We start from the raw sequence: 18,690 nt of genomic DNA, 5'->3' as shown, positions 1-18,690 counted from the left end.
CACCCGCGCCAGAAGTCGGGGCGAGGACGAGCTGCGGGCACGATCGCTCGACGGCCGATAGCGAGGCGGGCAGGCGCGGGTACGTCAGGATCCGAGACTCACCGCCTGCTGGTAGAACCAGGCGAGGTGTTCGATCAGTGCCTCGCGGGCCGTGGTGTGGGCTAGGACCTCCAAGGTGAAGCCGGGGCGGAGGGCAAGCTTGGCGGCGGCGATGTTCACACCCGGCAACTGGTTCAACCGCTGGCGGAACTCTTCGCGAAGCGCGATGTCGTCGAACGGGGACCGGATGCTCAGGTGTTGGAACACGATCTCGAATTTGCCGCTCGGGTAGATCGCCGCGGGCCAGATGTTGCCCAGCTCGTGCTCCTTGCCCCGAGCCATCAGGAAGCACGACGTCTCACCGCCGGAACCGTAGAGCGGCCGGCCACCCAGTCCCGCCCAGGCTTCGATGACGGCAACCGTGCCGGTCACCACGCGAGCGTCCTGGAGGTCGGTCAACTGCTCGATGAAGCGGTCATCGAGCGAATCGTTACGGTGGGAACGCGGGCGGAGGAACTGCCGAGGCGCGTCCTGCTGCGGCAGGCCGGCGAGCTGGGCCAACTCCTCGACGCCGAACCGCTGTGCCTGGCTGGCCCGACCGTGCGTGTCGAACTCGACGCCTTCGGCGCGCAGCAGGTCACGCGGTTCGTCGGTCTTAGCCGGGTCGAGCCATCGGAAGTTCGGCGAGACCAAGCCTTCGGCCTGGAGCACCCGGTGGGCGTTCGGCGCCGGGTGGCTCGCGAGTCGCACGCCGACCGGCACCGGGTGGCTGCCGATCAGCGCCGCCACGTCGCCGTATGCGGTCCAGGAACCGGCCGGCAACGCGGCGAGCGCTCGATTCATCACGTCCCAGGGCACCTCGGACCGGTTGCCCGCCGCTTCGGTCGGGCCGGGCCAGTGCTTGATGATCCGTTCGGCGAGGGCGTCGGCGCGGGCGTGGATTTCCGGGCGGCCCCAACGCTTCTGCTCGGCGATCTCCCGGCTCAACGAGATTCCACTCTTGCCCAGCTGGGCCCGCTTGACCAGGAAGGAACTGTTACTCAGCTCGGCGTTGTAGCCGGTGAGGGTGAGGTTGCCCAGCGTGTGAACCAGGGCCTCGTGCACCTCGGCGAAGCTCTCCTCCCCTTGGAGATCCTCGCCCAGCATCTGCCGCCATTCCGTGGTGGGGCTCTGCGGCATGACATGTTCGATGGTCAGCGAAGCCGAATCCACCGGTTCCTTGCTGCCGTAGGACTCCTCCAGCCACTGGAGCACCAGCTTCCGCTGGGTCGCCCGGCCGTTGAGGTAGAACGGAATCGACCGTACCGCCTCGCGGATGCTGGAGTCCGTGGCGTAGTGCTTGCGGCCGACCGACAGGTACGCGCGCACCGCCTCATCGACCGGCAGGTCGGCCCGCATGTCGGTCACGATGCGCAGCAGGATCCGGTTGATGCTCGCGGTGGCCCGGCCGATCAGCAGGCGCCGGATGAAGTAGCTCTCGACGTACAGCATCGCCGACGCGATCTGCGCGGAGGTAGCGGTGCCCTGCTTACGGCGGTCCAGCAGGTGCAGCAGCAGCGGGTAGACCGTCGTCGTGTCCCAGCCGTTGAGTCGCTTGAGCCGCCGCCGTACCTCCAGGTCCTCTTCTTCCTCAGGGTGCAGGATGGTCCGCAGGAGGGCACCGAGCCGACAGAATCGGCGGACCTCGTCCTCTATCTCCGCCTCGCTGCGAAGCCCGTTGAGCCGTGCCTGTTGGCCGGTGTAGGTGTCGGTCTGCTTGACCTCAGGGTTGCGGTGTACGAGGTCGAGCCAGAACAACTGCTCAAGCTCTGCCGAATCCAGCTGTTGCTGGAGCGGAAACCAGAGCGAGCGGTAGACGGCGTCGCCGCGATTCGGCAGCCGCATGAAGAGGTAGTTGCGCAGCAGATCGGCCTGAGTGAGCTTGAGGCCGGTGTTGTTCAACGACTCGAAGATCCGGTAGACGTTGTCGCCGGCTTGGGCGACGACCGACACCAGCGCCATCCCGGAGGTGACCGCATCCTCGATGCGATCGATATCCAGCGGGTCGTCCGAGGTGATGGCCGCGAGCTGCGACTTGAAGAACCGGTACGCCGCTCCGACCCGGTCACTGCCACCAGCCTGCGGAGTCACGTCCAGACACGCCTCGTACGCGGGCCGGTCGGCTTGCGTCGGGACGAGCTTGAGCCGGTGGCTGGGCCGCCACTTGTTGATCAGATATTCCTGGTCGATGCGGTCCCGGTGACCCGGATCCTCATGCTGCGCACGATGGTCACGGATCGCGCAGAGCAGGATGGACAGGGTGGTCAGCCGCTGCTGACCATCCACCACCAGGAACTCGGAGACCGACGGGCCATGCGTGGGGCTGGGCGCGAGCACCAACGAGCCGATGAAGTGGGTGAGGTTCGGGTCTGCGGTCCGCTCCTCGGCGAGCTTGCGGATGTCCTCCCACAGACGGTCGAGTTGCGGGTCCGTCCACGAGTATGTGCGCTGGTACAGCGGCACCCGATACTGCTTCGCGCCTTCCAGCAATTCCCGCAGCGTCGTCTCGTGTGCCGCAACCATGCAGTCGACCCCTCGCTGACCGTGTTCCGTCTCTGAGCCGGCAACGTAACCAGACCATCCACTGACGGAACAACCCACGAAACGGGTCAGATCACCCGGCATTCGTGTCGGCTTACCGACAAGCGGCGATCGGTCGGGGAAGGAAGCGCACGTGACGCAGGTGAAGAACAACCCGCCGCAGCATTACGTCCGCTCGTCCAATGCGGACACTACTTTTGATCGATTGGCGGGCAAGTGGCACGGCATAGCCTGGCTACCTGCGGCTGAGATGGACGCTGATCTAACCGCCCACCCCCGCTGGCCTCTAAGCAAGGAGTTCCAGGCATGGCAACAGATGCCCTTGACGGGCCGGTTTCGGCAGCCGGTCAGCGAATCCTCGACCTCCTGGACAAGGCTATCGACCTCCAAGGCCCCCTGGTGCGCAAGAACATCACCCGGGCCCGCCAGCGGAACCCGGAGGCGACACCGGCAGAGGTGATCCGCAATCTGGAGCGGATGTATGTAAGCGCTTTGACCGGAACGGGTGCCGCAGTCGGCGGAACTGCCGCCGCGCCTGGCGTCGGCACCGCTGCCGCGCTGGCACTGTCGGCGGGCGAAGCACTCTCGTCCCTTCAGCTGAGCGCTCTCTTCGCCCTCTCGATCGCCGAAATCCACGGCGTCCCCATCGACGAGGTGGAGCGCCGCCGGACGATCGTCATGGGAATCATGCTGGGCGGAAGCGGCTCCGCCACCATCACCAAGGTCGCTGAGCGTACTGGGCAACACTGGGGACGCCAGGTTGTCGCCAAGGTACCTGGTGAGACGTTGCGTCAGATCAACAAGATGCTGGGCAGACACTTCGTCACGAAGTACGGCACCAAGCAGGGCATCGTCGTTCTCGGTCGCGTCGCACCGTTCGGGATCGGTGCTGTGATCGGTGGCGGCTTCAACGCCGCCATGGCCACTCTGGTGGTGAAGGCCGCCCGGCACGCCTTCGGTCCGCCGCCGCCGTCCTGGCCGTAGCCGCATCTGCGAGTTCCTCGGCGACCTGCCGGCACACGCCTTCCTCGGACAGCGGCTGCCGTTCGGTCCCAGCGGCCAGCGCTGCCCGACGCGCCCGCAGGATCAGCCGGTTGCGGATCTGCGCGGGCGACAGGTCGAAGACGTTCATCGCCAGTACGTCCGCAGGCAGCGCACGATGATCGTGTCGGCCCAGTCCGCCCGGGGGCAGGTGCCGTCGACGCGGCAGTCCGGACACTTCCTGGTACGCGGATCCTCGACGGGGCTCCGCCAATGCACCTCGAAGAGCCGGTGCGCCCAGGCGAGCTGAGCAGGCGTCACGAAGAGGTCGTTGTCCGCATCCGGCCGAGCGGACCGGACCGGCTCGCCGTCGGTCGGCCCTCGGAACCTCCCACGGTTCCGCTCGCCTCGCCGGCCCGGTTCGTAGCGACCCGCACGCTGATTCCGCGCCGAAGACGCCGCCGGCCGTTCCTCGGGCCGCTCGTACACGAGCGCACCGTCGCACCGCGAGGTCACCCGCAGCTCCGGTACGACATGCTCGACCGACACCCGCCGGAACCGCCCCGGCGCGTCCCCGTCCGGCACGGCCTGCCCGGTCAGGTCGAGCGCGACCGGCCCCGGCCGCAAGAACCACTTCCACCGCCTACCCATGCCCCACCCCTGTCCCGTGGCCGGACAGGTCGACTGTCGCTCTACTGCCACGACGGCGGGTCATCGGTCACCGCCCCGGGCGCGAGCCCGCGCGGACTGCCAGTCACGCAGCGCGATCCTGACTCGGGCGGTCTCTCGGTGGCTCTCGGCGAGCGCCTGCTGGACGGTGGCCAACTCGCCGGCGACCCGATCGAGGAACGCGTACACCTCGTCGGGGGCCAGGCCGCGACGTCCGAGCCAGACACGGCGGAACCGGTGCCCACGCACCTGCCAGGGCAACAGACCGGAGTACGCAGTGGAGCGGTAGGTCGACATGTCGCTGCCTTTCCACAGTCAGCGGGGAGGTGCGATCGGAACGCGGCGGCCGTCCGGGGGGAATCGGCCGGCCGCCGCGCTGTGACCATCCTGGAACGCTCCGCAGTGGATGAGCAACATTCCACGGCAAAATTTCGCGCTTGTGCATTGACTTTCTTTGCCGAAACCGATAAGCGTTACAGCAGCAGGTGACGCAGTGTTGCGGGTCGGAACCAGGGAGTGTGCGAATGGCCGAAGACATCGGATCGACCGTGCCGCGCCGGCAGCTCGGCCGGCTGCTGCGCCAGTTCCGCAACGAGGCCGGGGTGACGCTGGACGCCGCCGCCGAAGCCCTGGAATACAGCCGGCAGAAGATCTGGCGGCTCGAATGTGGCATGGGCTCCGTCCGGGTGCTCGATGTCAAGGCCATGTGCGAGCTGTACGGGGTGTCCCCGGAGATGACCGAGGCGATGCGCGGCCTGGCCGTCGAGACGAAGTCCAAGGGCTGGTGGCACGCCTACGGCGATGCCGTGCCGAGCTGGTTCGAGCTGTACGTCGGCCTGGAATCCGCCGCCGCCCACCTCCGCCGTTACGACGAATCGCTGATCCCCGGGATCCTTCAAACCAAGGAGTACGCACATGCTCTCTACCGCCTCGGCGGGCGGCTGAGTGAGGAGGACCGCGAGCGAGCCGTACAAGTTCGACTTCAGCGGCAAGCCCTGCTCGTCCGACGCCTGCCGGCGGCTCCTCGGCTTGATGCGGTGCTATCAGAGGCGGTACTCCGACGCGGCGTCGGTGGTCCGGCGGTCATGGGCGGTCAACTCGATCAACTGCTCAAGCTCTCCGACCTGCCGAACGTGTCGGTTCGGGTGCTCCCCCTGGCAGCCGGGCCCCAGCCCGGCGCAGTCGCCGGATCCTTCGTCGTCCTCGACTTCCCGCCCACCAAGGGCGGTCGGACCGCACCGGAGCCGTCGGTCGTCTACAGCGAGTCGTTGACCGGGGCGCTCTACCTCGACAAGCCCGATGAACTGGCGGCATACGAACGCGTCTGGCGGGGACTGGATGCGCTCGCCCTCGGCGAGGCAGAATCGAAGGACATGATCAAAAGGCTCATCGGGGAGATCCGGCATGACTGACCTGACCGGCGCCGTCTGGCGCAAGAGCACCCGCAGCGGCGACAACGGCGGTGACTGCGTCGAGGTCGCCACCAACCTCCCCGGCCTCGTCGCCGTCCGCGACTCCAAGGACCCGACCGGGCCCGCCCTCACCTTCTCCCCTGCTGCCTGGGCTACCTTCGTCCGGACCGTACCGTTGGCCGACTGAGGAACACGAGGGCTCAGCCGCTCCACGGCACCGACAACTCCACCTCGTCAACCATTGGACCGCCGGACCGCCGCCTCTCGCCCCGCCCGCCGGTCCCGCCCCACCCCCTCCGTGCGGCCCCGGCCCCACCGTCACCCTGGCTCATTAGGTACACCCACCAACCGGCCCTGCAGCCGAGGGCCCGCCCGGCCGCCGTGCAGGTCGGACCGAGGCTCTATGTGCGGGAGCGCGGGCGCTTGAGAGACGCGTTACGCTCTCGGCACGGTTTTATGGAAGGTCACAAATGAATCCACGGTCACTTGCCAACCCGGTCGGCGTACGTATGATGTGCTCAGATCGATATTCCTGGGGAGAGCATGAATGAGATCTCAGGACTACCCGAATTCTGGAAGGAGTTCTGTTCTCTAGGGCAGGACGTTGACTACTTCGTCACCGCCCGGCTATTCGACGGCATACCCGCGGCGTGGCCTCACGAACTTAGCTACATCAGATGGCGGCATCTGGTTGCAACTGAACTTGGCATTGACCCGATGGCGGTCCAGCTAGTCGGAAGCGCCCGTTTAGGGTATTCGCTCAACCCGAAAAAGAACTTCAGAAAGTTTCAAGCAAGCTCGGACTTGGATATCGCGGTTGTCTCGCCGGAACTGTTCGATCAAGCGTGGACCGAGCTCCGAGAAATGATCACAGAAGAGTCTTTTGCCACGAAGAAGAACTACCTCCGAAAGCTGGTTTTCGAAGAATGCATTGCTCTCGACGTAATACTGCCCCGACTATCCTTCGGTGAGCGGTGGTCACGGTCGCGGGATAGCTTCATTCAAGACCTCGGGGAGGCCTTCATAAACTGCGAAGTCAATTATCGACTGTACCGCAACCATAAGTCGCTCAGAACTTACCAGATGAGAAGCGTGAGCATCGCGCGCGATCGTGCGATCGAGGACGGAGTGCACCATGACTGATCATGGGCTCAAATTCGAGATCGAATCGAAAACCGTGGCAGAGTTTCGGTCGCTCGACAAGTCTGGCGAGCTGATCCTCCGGCCGGAGTACCAACGTAAGGCCGTGTGGCCCGAACGCGCCAAAGTCTCCTTGATGGAGACCATCCTTCTCGGATATCCGATTCCGGAGATCTACCTCGCTTACGAGACCTCCCCGGAAGGGGATCAAAAGGCTTCCGTTGTTGACGGCCAACAACGCCTCACCTCCCTGCTCGGGTTTCTGAACAACGAGTTTCCGCTGGATGGACTGGAAGACGAAAAGCTGAGGGAGAAGTTCGAGGGAATGCACTTCAAGGAGCTTCCAGCCGATGTTCGCCAAGAGTTCTTTCAGTACCGCTTCCCGATTCGACGGCTATCGAATCTTGCCGACGAGTTCGTCCGCGCAGTTTTTGCCCGCGTGAACAGAGTGAACATGGTGCTCACAGACCAAGAGCTCCGAAATGCTCTGCTGCCCGGTCCGTTCAACGACTTCCTCAAGGACTGTGCAGCACATCCGATGAGTGCGGTGTCCGGAGTTTTCAGTGGCGAACGCCGCAAACGAGGTGGAGACCTAGAGTTCTACGCCGAAGTCTTCGGCACCTGCATCTTCGGCCTGTCTAATAAAAAGACTGAACTCGACGAACGCTACGACAAGATATCCGCCGATTTTGAAGACTACCAGGACCGCGCAAAAGAGTTCCTCGCGTTGCTGACGTTCCTTAAGGACACCATCAGGTGGAGCGGCCGAACCAGATGGTCGAACATTGTCGATATGTTTACGCTGCTACACGTTTCTTGGGAACTGCGCGAGGACGTCAGCAACGAGAATAAGGTTCAAGCAGAGCAGCTTCGGGATCTTTTGGATCTGTTTCAGCGCGCAGTCTCAGCCAGGAAGCGTAACGGCGAAAACGGAGAAGGCGTCGGCCTTTCTGTATCTCTTGCAGCGATGCTCGGAATAGCGGCCGAGGAGGTCGACAAGGCCATCGAAGGATACATGTCAGGGATCCGGAACTCGTCCGACCTGGGATCACGCCGGGTCCGCTCCCAGCACTTGAAATTCTTCATGTCAAAAAAGCTTGAAGCGGGAATTTGATCACAGCTGGTGAGGGCTTGCTGGAATTCGCGGTGGTGTGGAACGGCCGCAGTAACCATCCCAGGTCGCGAGAAACTCGTGCGGTGGGGCAAGTCCTTTAAGGAATCCCGTCGGTCCGCTCGACTCAGGGCCACTGCAGTTAGCGCGTACGGGATCGGCTACCCAGCGTCCGAACCATCGCCAGGCGACTCATAGTGGGTTTCCACCTCGCGGGTGGGTCTCACCAGAGCAGCCAGGAACTCGCGGGTCTCCGGGTCGACCGAGTGGATGATCGTCCCGCGCATACCGCGGGTCAGCAACACCTTGTAGGTGTTGCGGACTAGCCGGTCGGCTTCGTCGTCGCTCACCGCTTTGCGGCTCCGCAATGCCGGGTCCTTCGACTCGCCCCGCCGAATCACCAGTCGGCCGTCGCGTGCCACCAGGTCGGGTCCGATGATGACCCCGGACCAGTCGTACTCGAAGCCTTGGGCGGTGTAGACGCAGCCCACCTGGTCAAAGCCGTTCGGATCGGTGGCCCAGAAGGCACTACCGGGAGCATCACCCACGCTGCGATCGCTCTTGACGTTCCAGGGTCGGGCCCACTCGCCTACCACCACGTCCGGCACCAGGGTGCCGTCCGGTCGAGGGTCGCTCCACGGCCAGCAGTAACCGGCCGACATCCGGGCCGTCTGTCCCGGCTCATCGGCAGCGCCCGGCGGGCGTTGGCGCGACCGCAGGAACGCCTCCAACTGCGTCGGGGACTCCGCCAGCCGCAGATCGAACCGTCCGTCGCCGGCCCACACGGTCGGACCATCGCCGGCGAGACCGAGCAAGGTGAGCACCCAGTCCTCGTACGCCGCGCTGCCGCCACACCGGAACTGGTCGTGCAGGGCCACGACCTCCACCTCCAGGCCCAGCTTCTCGGCGTACGCCGAAATGACCTCGACGTTGCCCAACTCCCCCGGTTTCACCACCTGATGCTCATCGAGCAGGAAGACCGGCACGCGCGCGGTCGAGATCAGTTCGTCCAGCTGCGGCCTTGCCCGGTCCCGCCGAGCCTTGGGTGTGTACCGGTTGACGGAGGTTTCTCGGATCCGGTGTGCCTCGTCGCAGAGCAGCACCTCGATGTCGTTGGCCCCGGCGTCCATGAAGCTGTTGAAGTACTTGAACATCCCTTGGAGCCGGGTCGAGCCGCGCCCGGCGTAGCGCCGCAGAGTTTGAGTAAACGCGCGGGAGCCGGTGGCGTGTAGCACGGTCCGACCCTGACGGGCCAGCTCACCCATCACTGACAGGGCGATGACGCTCTTGCCGCTGCCTGGTCCGCCGGCGACCACCACTGCCCGCTTGCGGTTCGCCTTCCGGGCCCGCTCGACCGCGTGCAGCACCAATTCGTACGCCACGTGCTGCTCGTCGAGCAGGGTGAACTGTGGCCGGTCCTTGAGTTCCTGCGCGGCGTACCGCAACAGGTGCCGGCTGGGCCGGACGGTGCTGGTCAGGAAGCGATCGGCGGCGGCCGCGCCGGACTTCGGCGCGAACCGCGACTGGAGATACGCGAGCCACTGGCCGCGACGCTGCCTGGTGAAGAGTCGGCTCTGCTCGCTGACTGGCCGGTCAAGCAGGTCGGCGATGTCCCGGTCAACGGCGTTATGCAGGTAGGCGGCACCGTGTAGCGGATACTGCTGACGGCCCAGAACGCCGAGAAAGTCGGTGAGGTACTGGCAGTAGTCAGCGACCTGCACGCCGGGGTGAAGCCGTGGTCCACGTGCGTGCTCGACCGCGACCAGGGTGTCGGATTCCTCGTACGCGGTCGCGTAGGACCATTGCTTCAGCTCGACGACCAGATAGGAGTCATTCCCGCTACGGGGGTCAACGCCGGCGAGCACCGCGTCGATGCGTCGGCTGGTCAACGGCAGTTGGTACTCGACCAGCACCTCCACCTGGTCGAGACCCGCATCGGCGAGATCCTGCGCCAGCACCGGCAGGCTGTTCACCCAGGACCGCCGCTCTGCTGGGCTCACACCGTGGCGGATCGACCACAGATGCTCGGCGACCCGGTCGGCGAGGGCGCCGTCGGTGGCCAGACGCAACAGATTGGCGGCGGACGTCCGAAACGCCGACATTGGCACATGCCCCCAGGCAGCACGATGTGATCGTGCGGATGGGGGCATATCCGTGCACCGGAAGCCCGTCGGACCGCTTGGCTCTGAGCACCTTACCGAGTCGGATCGGGTGTTGGTGGCTAGCTGGTGCGGTCGGCCGATGGAGCCTTGGCCGCGGATCCGTACGACCGTTCGACCGGGTAGCGCCGGGCCGCCTCGGTCAACTTGTCGGTGGCGGCGGCCAACGGATCGATGCCCAGGATGTCGCTGAGGCGGGCCAGGTAGATCATGACGTCGCCGATCTCGGCGCGTACCCGGGCACCGTGCTCGGGATCGGCCATCACCTGCGCGGATTCCTCCGGGGTGAGCCACTGCAACTCGGCCAGCAACTCGCCCACCTCGCCGGCGAGGGCCATCGCCAGGTTCTTCGGCGTGTGGAACCGCTGCCAGTCCCGCTCGTCGGCGAACCGGCGCAGCCGGTGCACGAGGTCGGCCAGCCCGGGGTCGTTCGGTTCGTGTTCCACGGGGCCGAACCCTACCGCCGCCGGCCCATCAGTCGACTTCGGCCGGGCCGGTGAGTGCCGTCCGTCCCCGGCTTCCCGACCCTGCCCCCGGCGTTCCCGAGTTCTGTCGGACCGGTGTCGTAGCTTGGGCCGATGACCGACATGGCGGCGATCGTCCGGCGGGCCTGCCTGCGTCTTCCCGAGGTCAGCGAGCGGCTGAGCCACGGCACCCCGACCTGGTTCGTCCGGGGCAAGAGGTCGTTCGTCATGCTCTGGCCGGACGGCCATCACCAGGACGACTTCGCCCACCTGTGGTGTGCCGCCCCGCCCGGCTCCGCCGAGGAGCTGATCGCGGAGAATCCGCGGACCTACTTTCGCCCGCCCTACGTGGGGCATCGCGGGTGGGTAGGCGTACGCCTCGACACCGGGATCGGCGAGGCCGAGCTGGCCGAGATCATCGAGGACGGCTACCGGTCGGTGGCGCCCCGGACGTTGCTCGCCCGGCTCGACGAGCCTCGATGAAGCCACCCTCCGACACAACCTGGCGTCGAGCCGGAAGCAGTTGCAGTTCACTACCTCATGGGAGACAGCGTGTCGGGTCGGTTCGTGTACTGGATGAACGTGTCGGTCGATCTGCGGATCGAGCGCGCCCCGGGTGAGCAGGGCGGCGGCGACTGGATGCGCATCGGCGAGTCGTTGCATCGGGAGTTCAACAGGCGGGCTCGGGCGATGTCGCTGATGATCGAGGGCCGCACGATCTACGAGACGATGGAGGCGTTCTGGCCGGGCGCCCGCGACGACGAATCTCTGCCGGACTACCTGCGTGAGTACGGCGAGATCTGGACCTCGATGCCCAAGGTTCTGGTCTCGCGCACCCGCGACGACGCCGGGCACCACACCCGGGTCGTCGGTGGGGACGACGCGATCGGGCAGCTCGCGCGGCTGCGGGAGCATTCCGACGGCGACATCGGGGTCGGCGGTGCCACCCTGGCGACCAACCTGCTGCGGGCGGGGCTGCTCGACGAGCTGCTGCTCTTCACCCACCCGGTCGTGCTCGGTACCGGCCGGCCGCTGTTCGACGACCATGACGAGCCGGTCGAGCTGGACCTGATCGAGCAGGCGTCGTTCGACCAGGGTGTGACGATGCACCGGTACGCGGTCCGGAGGGCCCGCGACACCGGCCCGCTGGCCTGACGGGTCACACCGAGCCGTCGGTCCAACCTGCACCGCCCTCGGGTCCTGAGAAGCCACCTCCGGGGCCGAGGGCGATTTTTCGTGTGTGGACGATCCTTTCGCCACCGTGGCGGAAAGTTCCATTAAACCTGGCAGAAGCCATGGACATATCGACATGGCTTTTGTTAACTTCAGCCCGGATGTTACGACGAGGTGAATCGCCGCAGGGGCCAGCGCCACGCTCGTGACCTCCGACGGCCCCTCGGACACCTACCCCAATCCTCAGCTTCCGCGCCCGCGTCGCCCACCGGCGACCCAACGGGCCATTCGGTGCTGCCCGACACCCGGAGGAGAAGCCCAGCACCCGTACGTCCCCGACCTGCCCGACCCGTCCTCACACCAAGGAGAGGCAGTTGAAGAGACGACTCGCGCTCGCGGTGGCCGGTCTGACGACCATCACGCTCGTCGCCCCGCCCGCCAGCTCGATGGCCGCGCCGGCCAACCCCACGGCCGCCGGCACCACCACTCCCCCGCCCGACACGGCCTTCCAGAAGGTCACCCTCAACGACCGTCCCGGCGAGCCGATGGACCTTGCCGTGCTGCCCGACGGTCGGGTGCTGCACGTGACCCGCGCCGGCCAGGTGTGGCTGCACAACCCCGACACCGGGCGCAACACCATCGCGGCCACCCTCGACGTCTACCAGCACGACGAGGAGGGCCTGCAGAACGTGGCCGTCGACCCGGGCTTCGGCCGGCGCGGCAACAACTGGGTCTACCTGTACTACTCGCCGCCGATGGACACCCCGGTCGACGACCCGTCCACCCCGGACGTCAACGAGGGCGACGCCCCAGCCTGGGGCACCGAGGAGGAACTCGCACCGTTCCAGGGTGTCATCCGACTGTCCCGGTTCCGGCTGGTCAAGGACACCCTGGACCTGCGTACCGAGCAGCGGATCATCGACGTGCCGGTGGACCGGGGCATCTGCTGCCACGTCGGCGGAGACATCGTCTTCGACGCGAAGGGTAACCTGTACCTGTCCACCGGGGACGACACGAACCCGTTCGAGTCCGGCGGGTACGCCCCGATCGACGAGCGGCCCGGCCGCAACCCGGCGTACGACGCGCAGCGCACCAGCGCCAACACCAACGACCTGCGCGGCAAGATCCTGCGGATCAAGGTCGGCGCCGACGGCAGGTACACCATCCCCAAGGGGAACCTGTTCAAGCCCGGCACCCGGGGCACCCGTCCCGAGATCTACCTGATGGGGCTGCGTAACCCGTTCCGGATCGAACTGGACCGCAAGACCGGCGACCTGTACGTCGGCGACTACTCACCCGACGCCGGTCAGCCCGACCCGCTGCGCGGACCGGCCGGACACGGCAAGTGGTTCGTGGCCCGCGAGCCCGGCAACCACGGTTGGCCCTACTGCGTCACCGCGCAGTTGCCGTACCGGGACTACGACTTCGCCACCGAGGAGTCCGGTGCGGAGTTCGACTGCGCGGCACCGGTCAACGAGTCACCGAACAACACCGGGCTGCGCAAGCTGCCCGCCACGCAGCAGCCGGACGTGTGGTACAGCTACGGCGCCTCCGCGCAGTTCCCCGAGTTGGGCACCGGCGGCATCGGCCCGATGGCCGGGCCCGCGTACCGCTTCGACCGCTCCACCACCCGGGGCCGCAACCCGGTGGCGTGGCCGTCGTACTACGACGGCAAGCCGCTGTTCTACGAGTGGACCCGCGACTACGTCAAGGCGTTCCAGCTGGACCGGCGCGGCACGCTCGACGGCATCGAGCCGGTACTGCCGTCGGTCGTCTTCGACAACCCGATGGACCTGGAGTTCGGTCCCGACGGCGCGCTCTACGTCCTCGAGTACGGCGACGGTTTCTTCAGCGAGAACCCGGAGGCGCAGGTGGCCCGGATCGACTTCATCGGTCGCGACGGCAACCGCAGCCCGATTCCGGTGGTCTCGGCCAGTCAGACCGCCGGTCTGGCCCCGCTGACCGTGGAGTTCTCCAGCGAGGGCACCACCGATCCGGACGGCGACCGCCTGCGGTACGAGTGGTACCTCGACGACGACGACCGGGTCGACTCGCGGTCGGCGAACCCCACGTTCACCTACCGGGAGAACGGCAGCTACGAGGCGACGCTGAAGGTGACCGACCGGAAGGGACGCTCGGCGTCGGCGTCGGTGCGGGTCGTGGTCGGCAACGCCGTGCCGGTGGTCGAGCTGGTCGCGCCGGTCGAGGGCCAACCCTTCGCCTTCGGCGACACCATCCGGTACGAGGTACGGGTGACCGACGACCAGCCGGTGGACTGCGCCCGGGTCAGCGTGACCTACATCCTCGGCCACGACGACCACGGCCACCCGCAGACCACCGCCAACGGCTGCACCGGCTCGATCCTCACCACTGTTCCGTCGGGGCACGACCCGGCGACCGACAACCTGTCCGCCGTGTTCGTCGCCTCCTACACCGACCCCGGTGACGACGGACTGCCGCCGCTGACCGGGACCGACCAGGTCGTGCTCGTACCCGGCGTGTAGATCCACGAGAGGAGTCATCATGTGTTACGGCTACGACGGGATGGCCGCGCTGCGGCGTTCCGTCCTCGACCGGCGGGGCCTGCTACGCGGCTCGGTGGCCGCGATGGCCGGTGTCGGCCTCGCCACGGCGGGAGTGGGCGCGACCGCCGCCTCCGCCGGTTCCAAGCACGGTCCCGGCCACGGACACGGGCATGGCGGTCGGCGGCGGGTGCCGCCGGGGCTGATCAGCATCCAGTTGTGGACGGTCCGCGACGCGCTCAACGGCGAACCGGGGTACGACGCCACCCTGCGGCACCTCGCCCGGATCGGCTACCCGAAGGTGGAACTGGCCCTGGGCTACTTCGGCCGCAACGCCGCCCAGCTGCGTCGCTTCCTGGACAGCATCTGCATCAAGGCCACGTCCAGCCACGACGGGATCAGCGAGACCCCGGCCGCGCTACAGGAGAAGATCCGCAACGCGGTGACGCTGGGTCAGAAGTTCATGGTGGTGCCGTACCTCTACTCGGAGAACGCCGACGACTGGAAGCGGTGGGCGGAGCAGATGAACGTCGAGGCCGCCGCGGCGGCCCGGGCCGGTCTGCGCTACGGCTACCACAACCACGCCCACGAGTTCACCATCGACCTCGGCGGCGGTCGTACGCCGTGGGACGTGCTGACCGAGGAACTGGATCCCCGGCTCGTCCACCTGGAGATCGACATCTACTGGGCGGTCACCGGCGGCATCGAGTCCGGCGACGGGGTACGCGACCCCGAGGGTTTCACCCTGGACGTCATCCGCGCGGCGCCGCAGCGGGTGCTCCAGTACCACGTCAAGGACCGGCACGCCGCCGACGGCGACATGGCCGACCTCGGCACCGGGATGATCGATTTCAGGCGGATCTTCCGGAAGCACCCGGTGCTGGAGTACATCGTGGAGAACGACACTCCCGACGTGACGCCTCAGCAGACCGCCGAGGTCGGCTATCGCTACCTGCGCAACCTGCGGTACTGACGAACCTTCTCCCCGGTAGTCGCCGGGGCGCCGGGTCGACCAGATCGGCCCGGCACCCCGGCGATGCGCAGGCCCGTACGTCGTCGGACCTGCTCACTCAGTCGAAGTCCGCGGGGGTGAACTCCCGCTGTTCGACCAGGACCAGCCAGTTGCCCGAGTTGTCCCGCGCGACGGCCTCCACCCCGTACGGCCGATCCGCCGGCTCCTGGATGAAGTCGACCCCCTTGGCCCGCAGGTCGTCGTAGGTCTTGCGGCAGTCGTCGACGGCCAGGCCGACGGCGAACAGGTTGCCCTCGTCCTGCGCCCGACGGAACATCTCGGCCACCTCCGGCGTCAGCGGCGGCCCGGGAAGGGTCAGGTGCACCTCCAGTTCCGGTTGGCTGGGGTGCTTGACGGTGCACCACCGGTAGCCCTCGCCGAGGGTGATGTCGACGCCCTCGACGAAACCAAGAATGTCGACGTAGAACGTCTTGGCGGCGTCGATGTCCTTGACGAACACGCTGGTCAACGAGACGTTGGTAATCATGGGACCAGGTTAGGAGACGGTCGGCGGCGTACGGCTTCTCCTGGCTTGCGGCGTCACCCGCGTCGTTCGGCGAGCCCCCACATGAAGACGAAGCAGCCCGGAATGTGCGGGGCTCCGCTACTCGCCCAGCGGCGCTGGAATTCGCTCGGCGTCTCACCGACCACGTCACGAAACCGGCTGCTGAACGAGCCGAGACTGGCGAACCCGACGGCGTAGCAGACCTCGGTCACCGTCAGGTTCGTGGTCCGCAGCAGATCCTGGGCCCGCTCGATGCGCCGTTGCGACAGGTACGCCGCCGGAGAGCAGCCGTAGGTGACGGTGAACAGGCGCTGGAAGTGGTACTTGCTGACGCTGGCGACAGCCGCGACGGCGGTGAGATCCAGCGCCTCGGTGTAGTGGCGGTCCATGTGATCGCGGGCGCGTCGCAGGTGAACCAGCAGGTCACCGGAGGCGCGGCGGGGTGGAGCGCTCATCACCGGCAAGCTTATGCCGTGGTCGGTCTGGATGCCTGGGCACGATCCGGCCTCGGCATCGGGAAGGGCTGCCGGATCAACGTGAACATGATCTTCGGTGTTGAGCGGGAGCCGACGGCAGCAGCACCAACCGAAAGTTACGGTGACAATACGTGCGCGTAGCGCTTCCCACCACCTAGTCCCCAACCACGCTTTGCTCTGCTTCACTCCACGCACAACCGACATGAGCTGGGGTTGTCCGGCGACACCGCCCGGCACGTAGGTTGCGGAGCGCAATCAATGCGTGGGGTGAAGCAGAGCAAAGGACGTAGGGGTAGTCCTAGGTTCCGGCCGGAATGTCACTGAGTGTGAGGCCGGGAGGTGGAGATCGTCACGGATCAGCGGCTCACCTGAGTGTCGCCGGTCGGCGGTGCGGACTCGCCTTCCGGGCCGCGTCAACGCAGCCGGCGGGCGGGGAACCTCGGCGGCGGGTCGGCGATCGCGGACTGGGCGGCGACCAGTTGGAGTTCGCGGGTGCCGGCCGCCAGGGTCGCCTCCAGCACCGCGAAGATCGAGGCGGTGGTGCGTTCCAGCGCCGTGGCCGGCGATCCGGTCGTGGCCAGGTGCGCCAGGTACAGGGCGGCGGTGACGTCGCCGCCGCCGTTCGGGGTGATCGGCAGCAGCGGGGTGGTCACCGCCCAGGCACCGGCGTCCGAGACCGCCACCACCTCCAGGGTGTCCGCCGGCAGGTCGCCGTGCAGCACGCTGGTCACCAGCACGTGCCGGGGCCCGGTGGCGCGTACCGCGTCGACGGCGGCCAGCAGGTCGCCGACCGTGTTCGTCGGTCGGCCGGCGAGGAACTCCAGCTCGAACTGGTTGGGCGTGACGATGTCGGCGCGGGGCACCACCACGTCGCGCAGGTACTCCGGGATGCCGGGCCGGACGAACATGCCCCGGCCGACGTCGCCCATCACCGGGTCGCAGCAGTACAGGGCGTCGGGGTTGGCGGTCTTCACCAGGGTCACCGCGTCGAGGATCACCGCGCCCATCGCCGGATCCCCCTGATAGCCGGAGAGCACCGCGTCGGCGTCACCGAGCACCCCACGGTCGGCGATGCCGGCGATCACCTCGGCGACGTCGGTGGGGGCCAGCAGCGGTCCGCGCCACGCGCCGTAGCCGGTGTGGTTGGAGAAGTGCACGGTCAGCACCGGCCAGACCTCGTGGCCGAGCCGCTGCAGCGGGAACACCGCCGCCGAGTTGCCGACGTGGCCGTAGGCCACCGAGGACTGGATGGACAGGATCTTCACCGTCCCATCATGGCGGTCGACGGCCTCCGGTGGAGCCGGGCCCCCGCTACCCGCCGCGCCAACAGCCGGGCGACCGGGCAGCCGGGCGACCGGGTGGCAGCTGACCCCGACCGGGCGCGCTGACACTCCGCTGCGGCGCCTGACCGACGTGGCCGCCCGGCCGCGCGCTCCGCTATCGCCCGTCGCGCAGGGTCAGCACGTACCTGGCGGTGGCCGCGACGGTGCGGTCCGCGTCCTCGGACAGCTCGGCGAGGGCCCGGGTGGCCGTGGCCCCCGGGATGTCGGCGAGCGCCTGCGTCAGCCGGCTGCGTTCCGGCGGCCCGATGCCGCTGTCGGTCAGACGCTCGACGAGCCGGGTGGCGATCTGGTCCGCCAGCGCGGGCTCACCGGCCAACGCGGTCAGGGCGTCGGCCGCGTCGGCCTCGTTGGTCTCCTCGACGACCATCTCGATCAGGGGCGGGATCGCCTCGGCCACGCCACGTGCCCCCAGCGCGAGGGCCGCGTACCTGCGGACGACGGGGTCGGGGTGGGTGAGGGCGTCCCGCAGCAGCAGGGTCGCGGCACCGTCGGGGATCTCGGCGACGGACCGCACGGCGCGTTCGCGTACCTCGGCGTCGGGTGCGTCGAGGCCCACCGCCAGCAGCGCCGCCGCATCGCCGGCCGACTGCGCCAGCGCCCAGCGCAGCGCACCGGCGACGTTCGGGTCCGACTCGCCCAGCACCGCCTCGACAAGTGCCTCCGCCGGCATCGCCGGGTCACCGGCCGAGGACAGGGCGGCGTGCTGGCGGCGTCCGGCGTTCTCGGAGCCGAGAGCCTGGAGCAGGGCGACGACCTGGAGCACGTCCGCCCAGTCGGTGGGTTGCGCGGCCCCGATCCGACGCAGCCGGGTGAGCAGCTCCGTCTGCGCCGCTATCCGCTCCCGGGTCTGCTGGATCAGGTCCGCCACGAGTCGCGCGGGGGTGAAGGCGGGATCGTCGAGCGCCCGCCTCACCTCCCGCAGCGACAGCCCCAGCGACCGCAGGCTCTCGATGTGGAAGATCCTGCGGATGTCTTCGCTTGAGTACTCCCGGTAGCCGACCCCGCTGCGGCCCGTCGGCTCCACCAGACCGAGCGACTCGTAGTGCCGGAGCATCCGGGCACTGACGCCGGAGCGTCGGGCCACCTCACCGATCAGCACCGCCG

At 67.5% G+C, this 18,690-nt stretch carries 18 protein-coding genes; 9 read left to right on the top strand and 9 right to left on the bottom strand.

The window, feature by feature from the left end:
• Positions 1-84 precede the first annotated feature (84 nt).
• On the bottom strand, positions 85-2,601 hold the full coding sequence (locus tag O7597_RS27550) for a DUF262 domain-containing protein (protein WP_281581153.1): 2,517 nt from the start codon (positions 2,599-2,601) through the stop codon (positions 85-87).
• A 324-nt stretch (positions 2,602-2,925) separates the two neighbouring features.
• Between O7597_RS27550 and O7597_RS27545 the strand changes: the two genes are divergently transcribed.
• A complete protein-coding gene (locus O7597_RS27545; RefSeq protein WP_281581152.1) occupies positions 2,926-3,603 on the top strand; it encodes a hypothetical protein in 678 nt (225 codons plus the stop codon).
• 144 nt (positions 3,604-3,747) lie between these two features.
• Here O7597_RS27545 and O7597_RS27540 read toward each other — a convergent pair whose 3' ends face one another.
• Both O7597_RS27540 and O7597_RS27535 read right to left on the bottom strand, forming a co-directional pair.
• Positions 3,748-4,251 (bottom strand): hypothetical protein, encoded by a 504-nt coding sequence (locus tag O7597_RS27540; protein ID WP_281581151.1) that lies wholly within the window; start codon positions 4,249-4,251, stop codon positions 3,748-3,750.
• A gap of 60 nt (positions 4,252-4,311) precedes the next feature.
• Complete coding sequence (locus O7597_RS27535; RefSeq protein ID WP_281581150.1) at positions 4,312-4,566, bottom strand: DivIVA domain-containing protein; 255 nt, start codon at positions 4,564-4,566, stop codon at positions 4,312-4,314.
• A gap of 227 nt (positions 4,567-4,793) precedes the next feature.
• Here O7597_RS27535 and O7597_RS27530 point away from each other — a divergent pair, with 227 nt between their 5' ends.
• The 4 genes from O7597_RS27530 (at position 4,794) to O7597_RS27515 (ending at position 7,935) form a co-directional block, all read left to right on the top strand.
• Positions 4,794-5,681, top strand: a complete 888-nt coding sequence (locus tag O7597_RS27530; RefSeq protein WP_281581149.1) for a helix-turn-helix transcriptional regulator — start codon at positions 4,794-4,796, stop codon at positions 5,679-5,681.
• Entirely contained in the window at positions 5,674-5,868 is a 195-nt protein-coding gene (locus O7597_RS27525) for a DUF397 domain-containing protein (protein ID WP_281581148.1), read from the top strand. The genes O7597_RS27530 and O7597_RS27525 overlap by 8 nt, the downstream gene beginning before the upstream one ends.
• A gap of 356 nt (positions 5,869-6,224) precedes the next feature.
• Complete coding sequence (locus tag O7597_RS27520; RefSeq protein WP_281581147.1) at positions 6,225-6,824, top strand: hypothetical protein; 600 nt, start codon at positions 6,225-6,227, stop codon at positions 6,822-6,824.
• Positions 6,817-7,935, top strand: coding sequence for a DUF262 domain-containing protein (locus tag O7597_RS27515; RefSeq protein ID WP_281581146.1), 1,119 nt, complete (start codon positions 6,817-6,819; stop codon positions 7,933-7,935). The genes O7597_RS27520 and O7597_RS27515 overlap by 8 nt, the downstream gene beginning before the upstream one ends.
• 158 nt (positions 7,936-8,093) lie before the next feature.
• Here O7597_RS27515 and O7597_RS27510 read toward each other — a convergent pair whose 3' ends face one another.
• The gene (locus O7597_RS27510; RefSeq protein WP_281581145.1) at positions 8,094-10,034 is read right to left on the bottom strand and encodes a DUF2075 domain-containing protein; all 1,941 of its coding nucleotides are present in this window, start codon (positions 10,032-10,034) and stop codon (positions 8,094-8,096) included.
• A gap of 119 nt (positions 10,035-10,153) precedes the next feature.
• Entirely contained in the window at positions 10,154-10,537 is a 384-nt protein-coding gene (locus O7597_RS27505) for a nucleotide pyrophosphohydrolase (RefSeq protein ID WP_281581144.1), read from the bottom strand.
• A 132-nt stretch (positions 10,538-10,669) separates the two neighbouring features.
• On the opposite strand from O7597_RS27505, the gene O7597_RS27500 reads away from it, so the two are divergent.
• The 4 genes from O7597_RS27500 to O7597_RS27485 all read left to right on the top strand — a co-directional run bounded on the left by O7597_RS27500 (position 10,670) and on the right by O7597_RS27485 (position 15,223).
• Positions 10,670-11,038, top strand: coding sequence for an MmcQ/YjbR family DNA-binding protein (locus O7597_RS27500; protein ID WP_281581143.1), 369 nt, complete (start codon positions 10,670-10,672; stop codon positions 11,036-11,038).
• A gap of 69 nt (positions 11,039-11,107) precedes the next feature.
• Positions 11,108-11,710 (top strand): dihydrofolate reductase family protein, encoded by a 603-nt coding sequence (locus O7597_RS27495; RefSeq protein ID WP_269741583.1) that lies wholly within the window; start codon positions 11,108-11,110, stop codon positions 11,708-11,710.
• A gap of 392 nt (positions 11,711-12,102) precedes the next feature.
• Positions 12,103-14,232: a PQQ-dependent sugar dehydrogenase gene (locus O7597_RS27490; RefSeq protein WP_281581142.1), complete on the top strand. Its 2,130-nt coding sequence runs from the start codon at positions 12,103-12,105 to the stop codon at positions 14,230-14,232.
• A 19-nt stretch (positions 14,233-14,251) separates the two neighbouring features.
• A complete protein-coding gene (locus O7597_RS27485) occupies positions 14,252-15,223 on the top strand; it encodes a sugar phosphate isomerase/epimerase (RefSeq protein ID WP_269741580.1) in 972 nt (323 codons plus the stop codon).
• A gap of 97 nt (positions 15,224-15,320) precedes the next feature.
• Here O7597_RS27485 and O7597_RS27480 read toward each other — a convergent pair whose 3' ends face one another.
• From O7597_RS27480 to O7597_RS27465, 4 genes are all read right to left on the bottom strand, one after another.
• Positions 15,321-15,749, bottom strand: a complete 429-nt coding sequence (locus O7597_RS27480) for a VOC family protein (protein WP_164446885.1) — start codon at positions 15,747-15,749, stop codon at positions 15,321-15,323.
• Positions 15,750-15,802: 53 nt separating this feature from the next.
• Positions 15,803-16,222 (bottom strand): AraC family transcriptional regulator, encoded by a 420-nt coding sequence (locus tag O7597_RS27475; RefSeq protein ID WP_348650774.1) that lies wholly within the window; start codon positions 16,220-16,222, stop codon positions 15,803-15,805.
• Positions 16,223-16,656: 434 nt separating this feature from the next.
• Positions 16,657-17,508 carry a pyridoxal kinase PdxY gene (gene pdxY, locus O7597_RS27470; RefSeq protein ID WP_281581141.1) on the bottom strand — a complete coding sequence of 284 codons (852 nt, stop codon included), beginning with the start codon at positions 17,506-17,508 and terminating at the stop codon, positions 16,657-16,659.
• A 172-nt stretch (positions 17,509-17,680) separates the two neighbouring features.
• A complete protein-coding gene (locus O7597_RS27465) occupies positions 17,681-18,685 on the bottom strand; it encodes a MerR family transcriptional regulator (RefSeq protein ID WP_281581140.1) in 1,005 nt (334 codons plus the stop codon).
• Between the last annotated feature and the right edge of the window lie 5 nt (positions 18,686-18,690).

This window comes from Verrucosispora sp. WMMC514, from assembly GCF_027497295.1.
GTDB classification, from domain to species: domain Bacteria; phylum Actinomycetota; class Actinomycetes; order Mycobacteriales; family Micromonosporaceae; genus Micromonospora; species Micromonospora palythoicola.
This window is presented reverse-complemented; position numbering and strand designations above follow the sequence as displayed.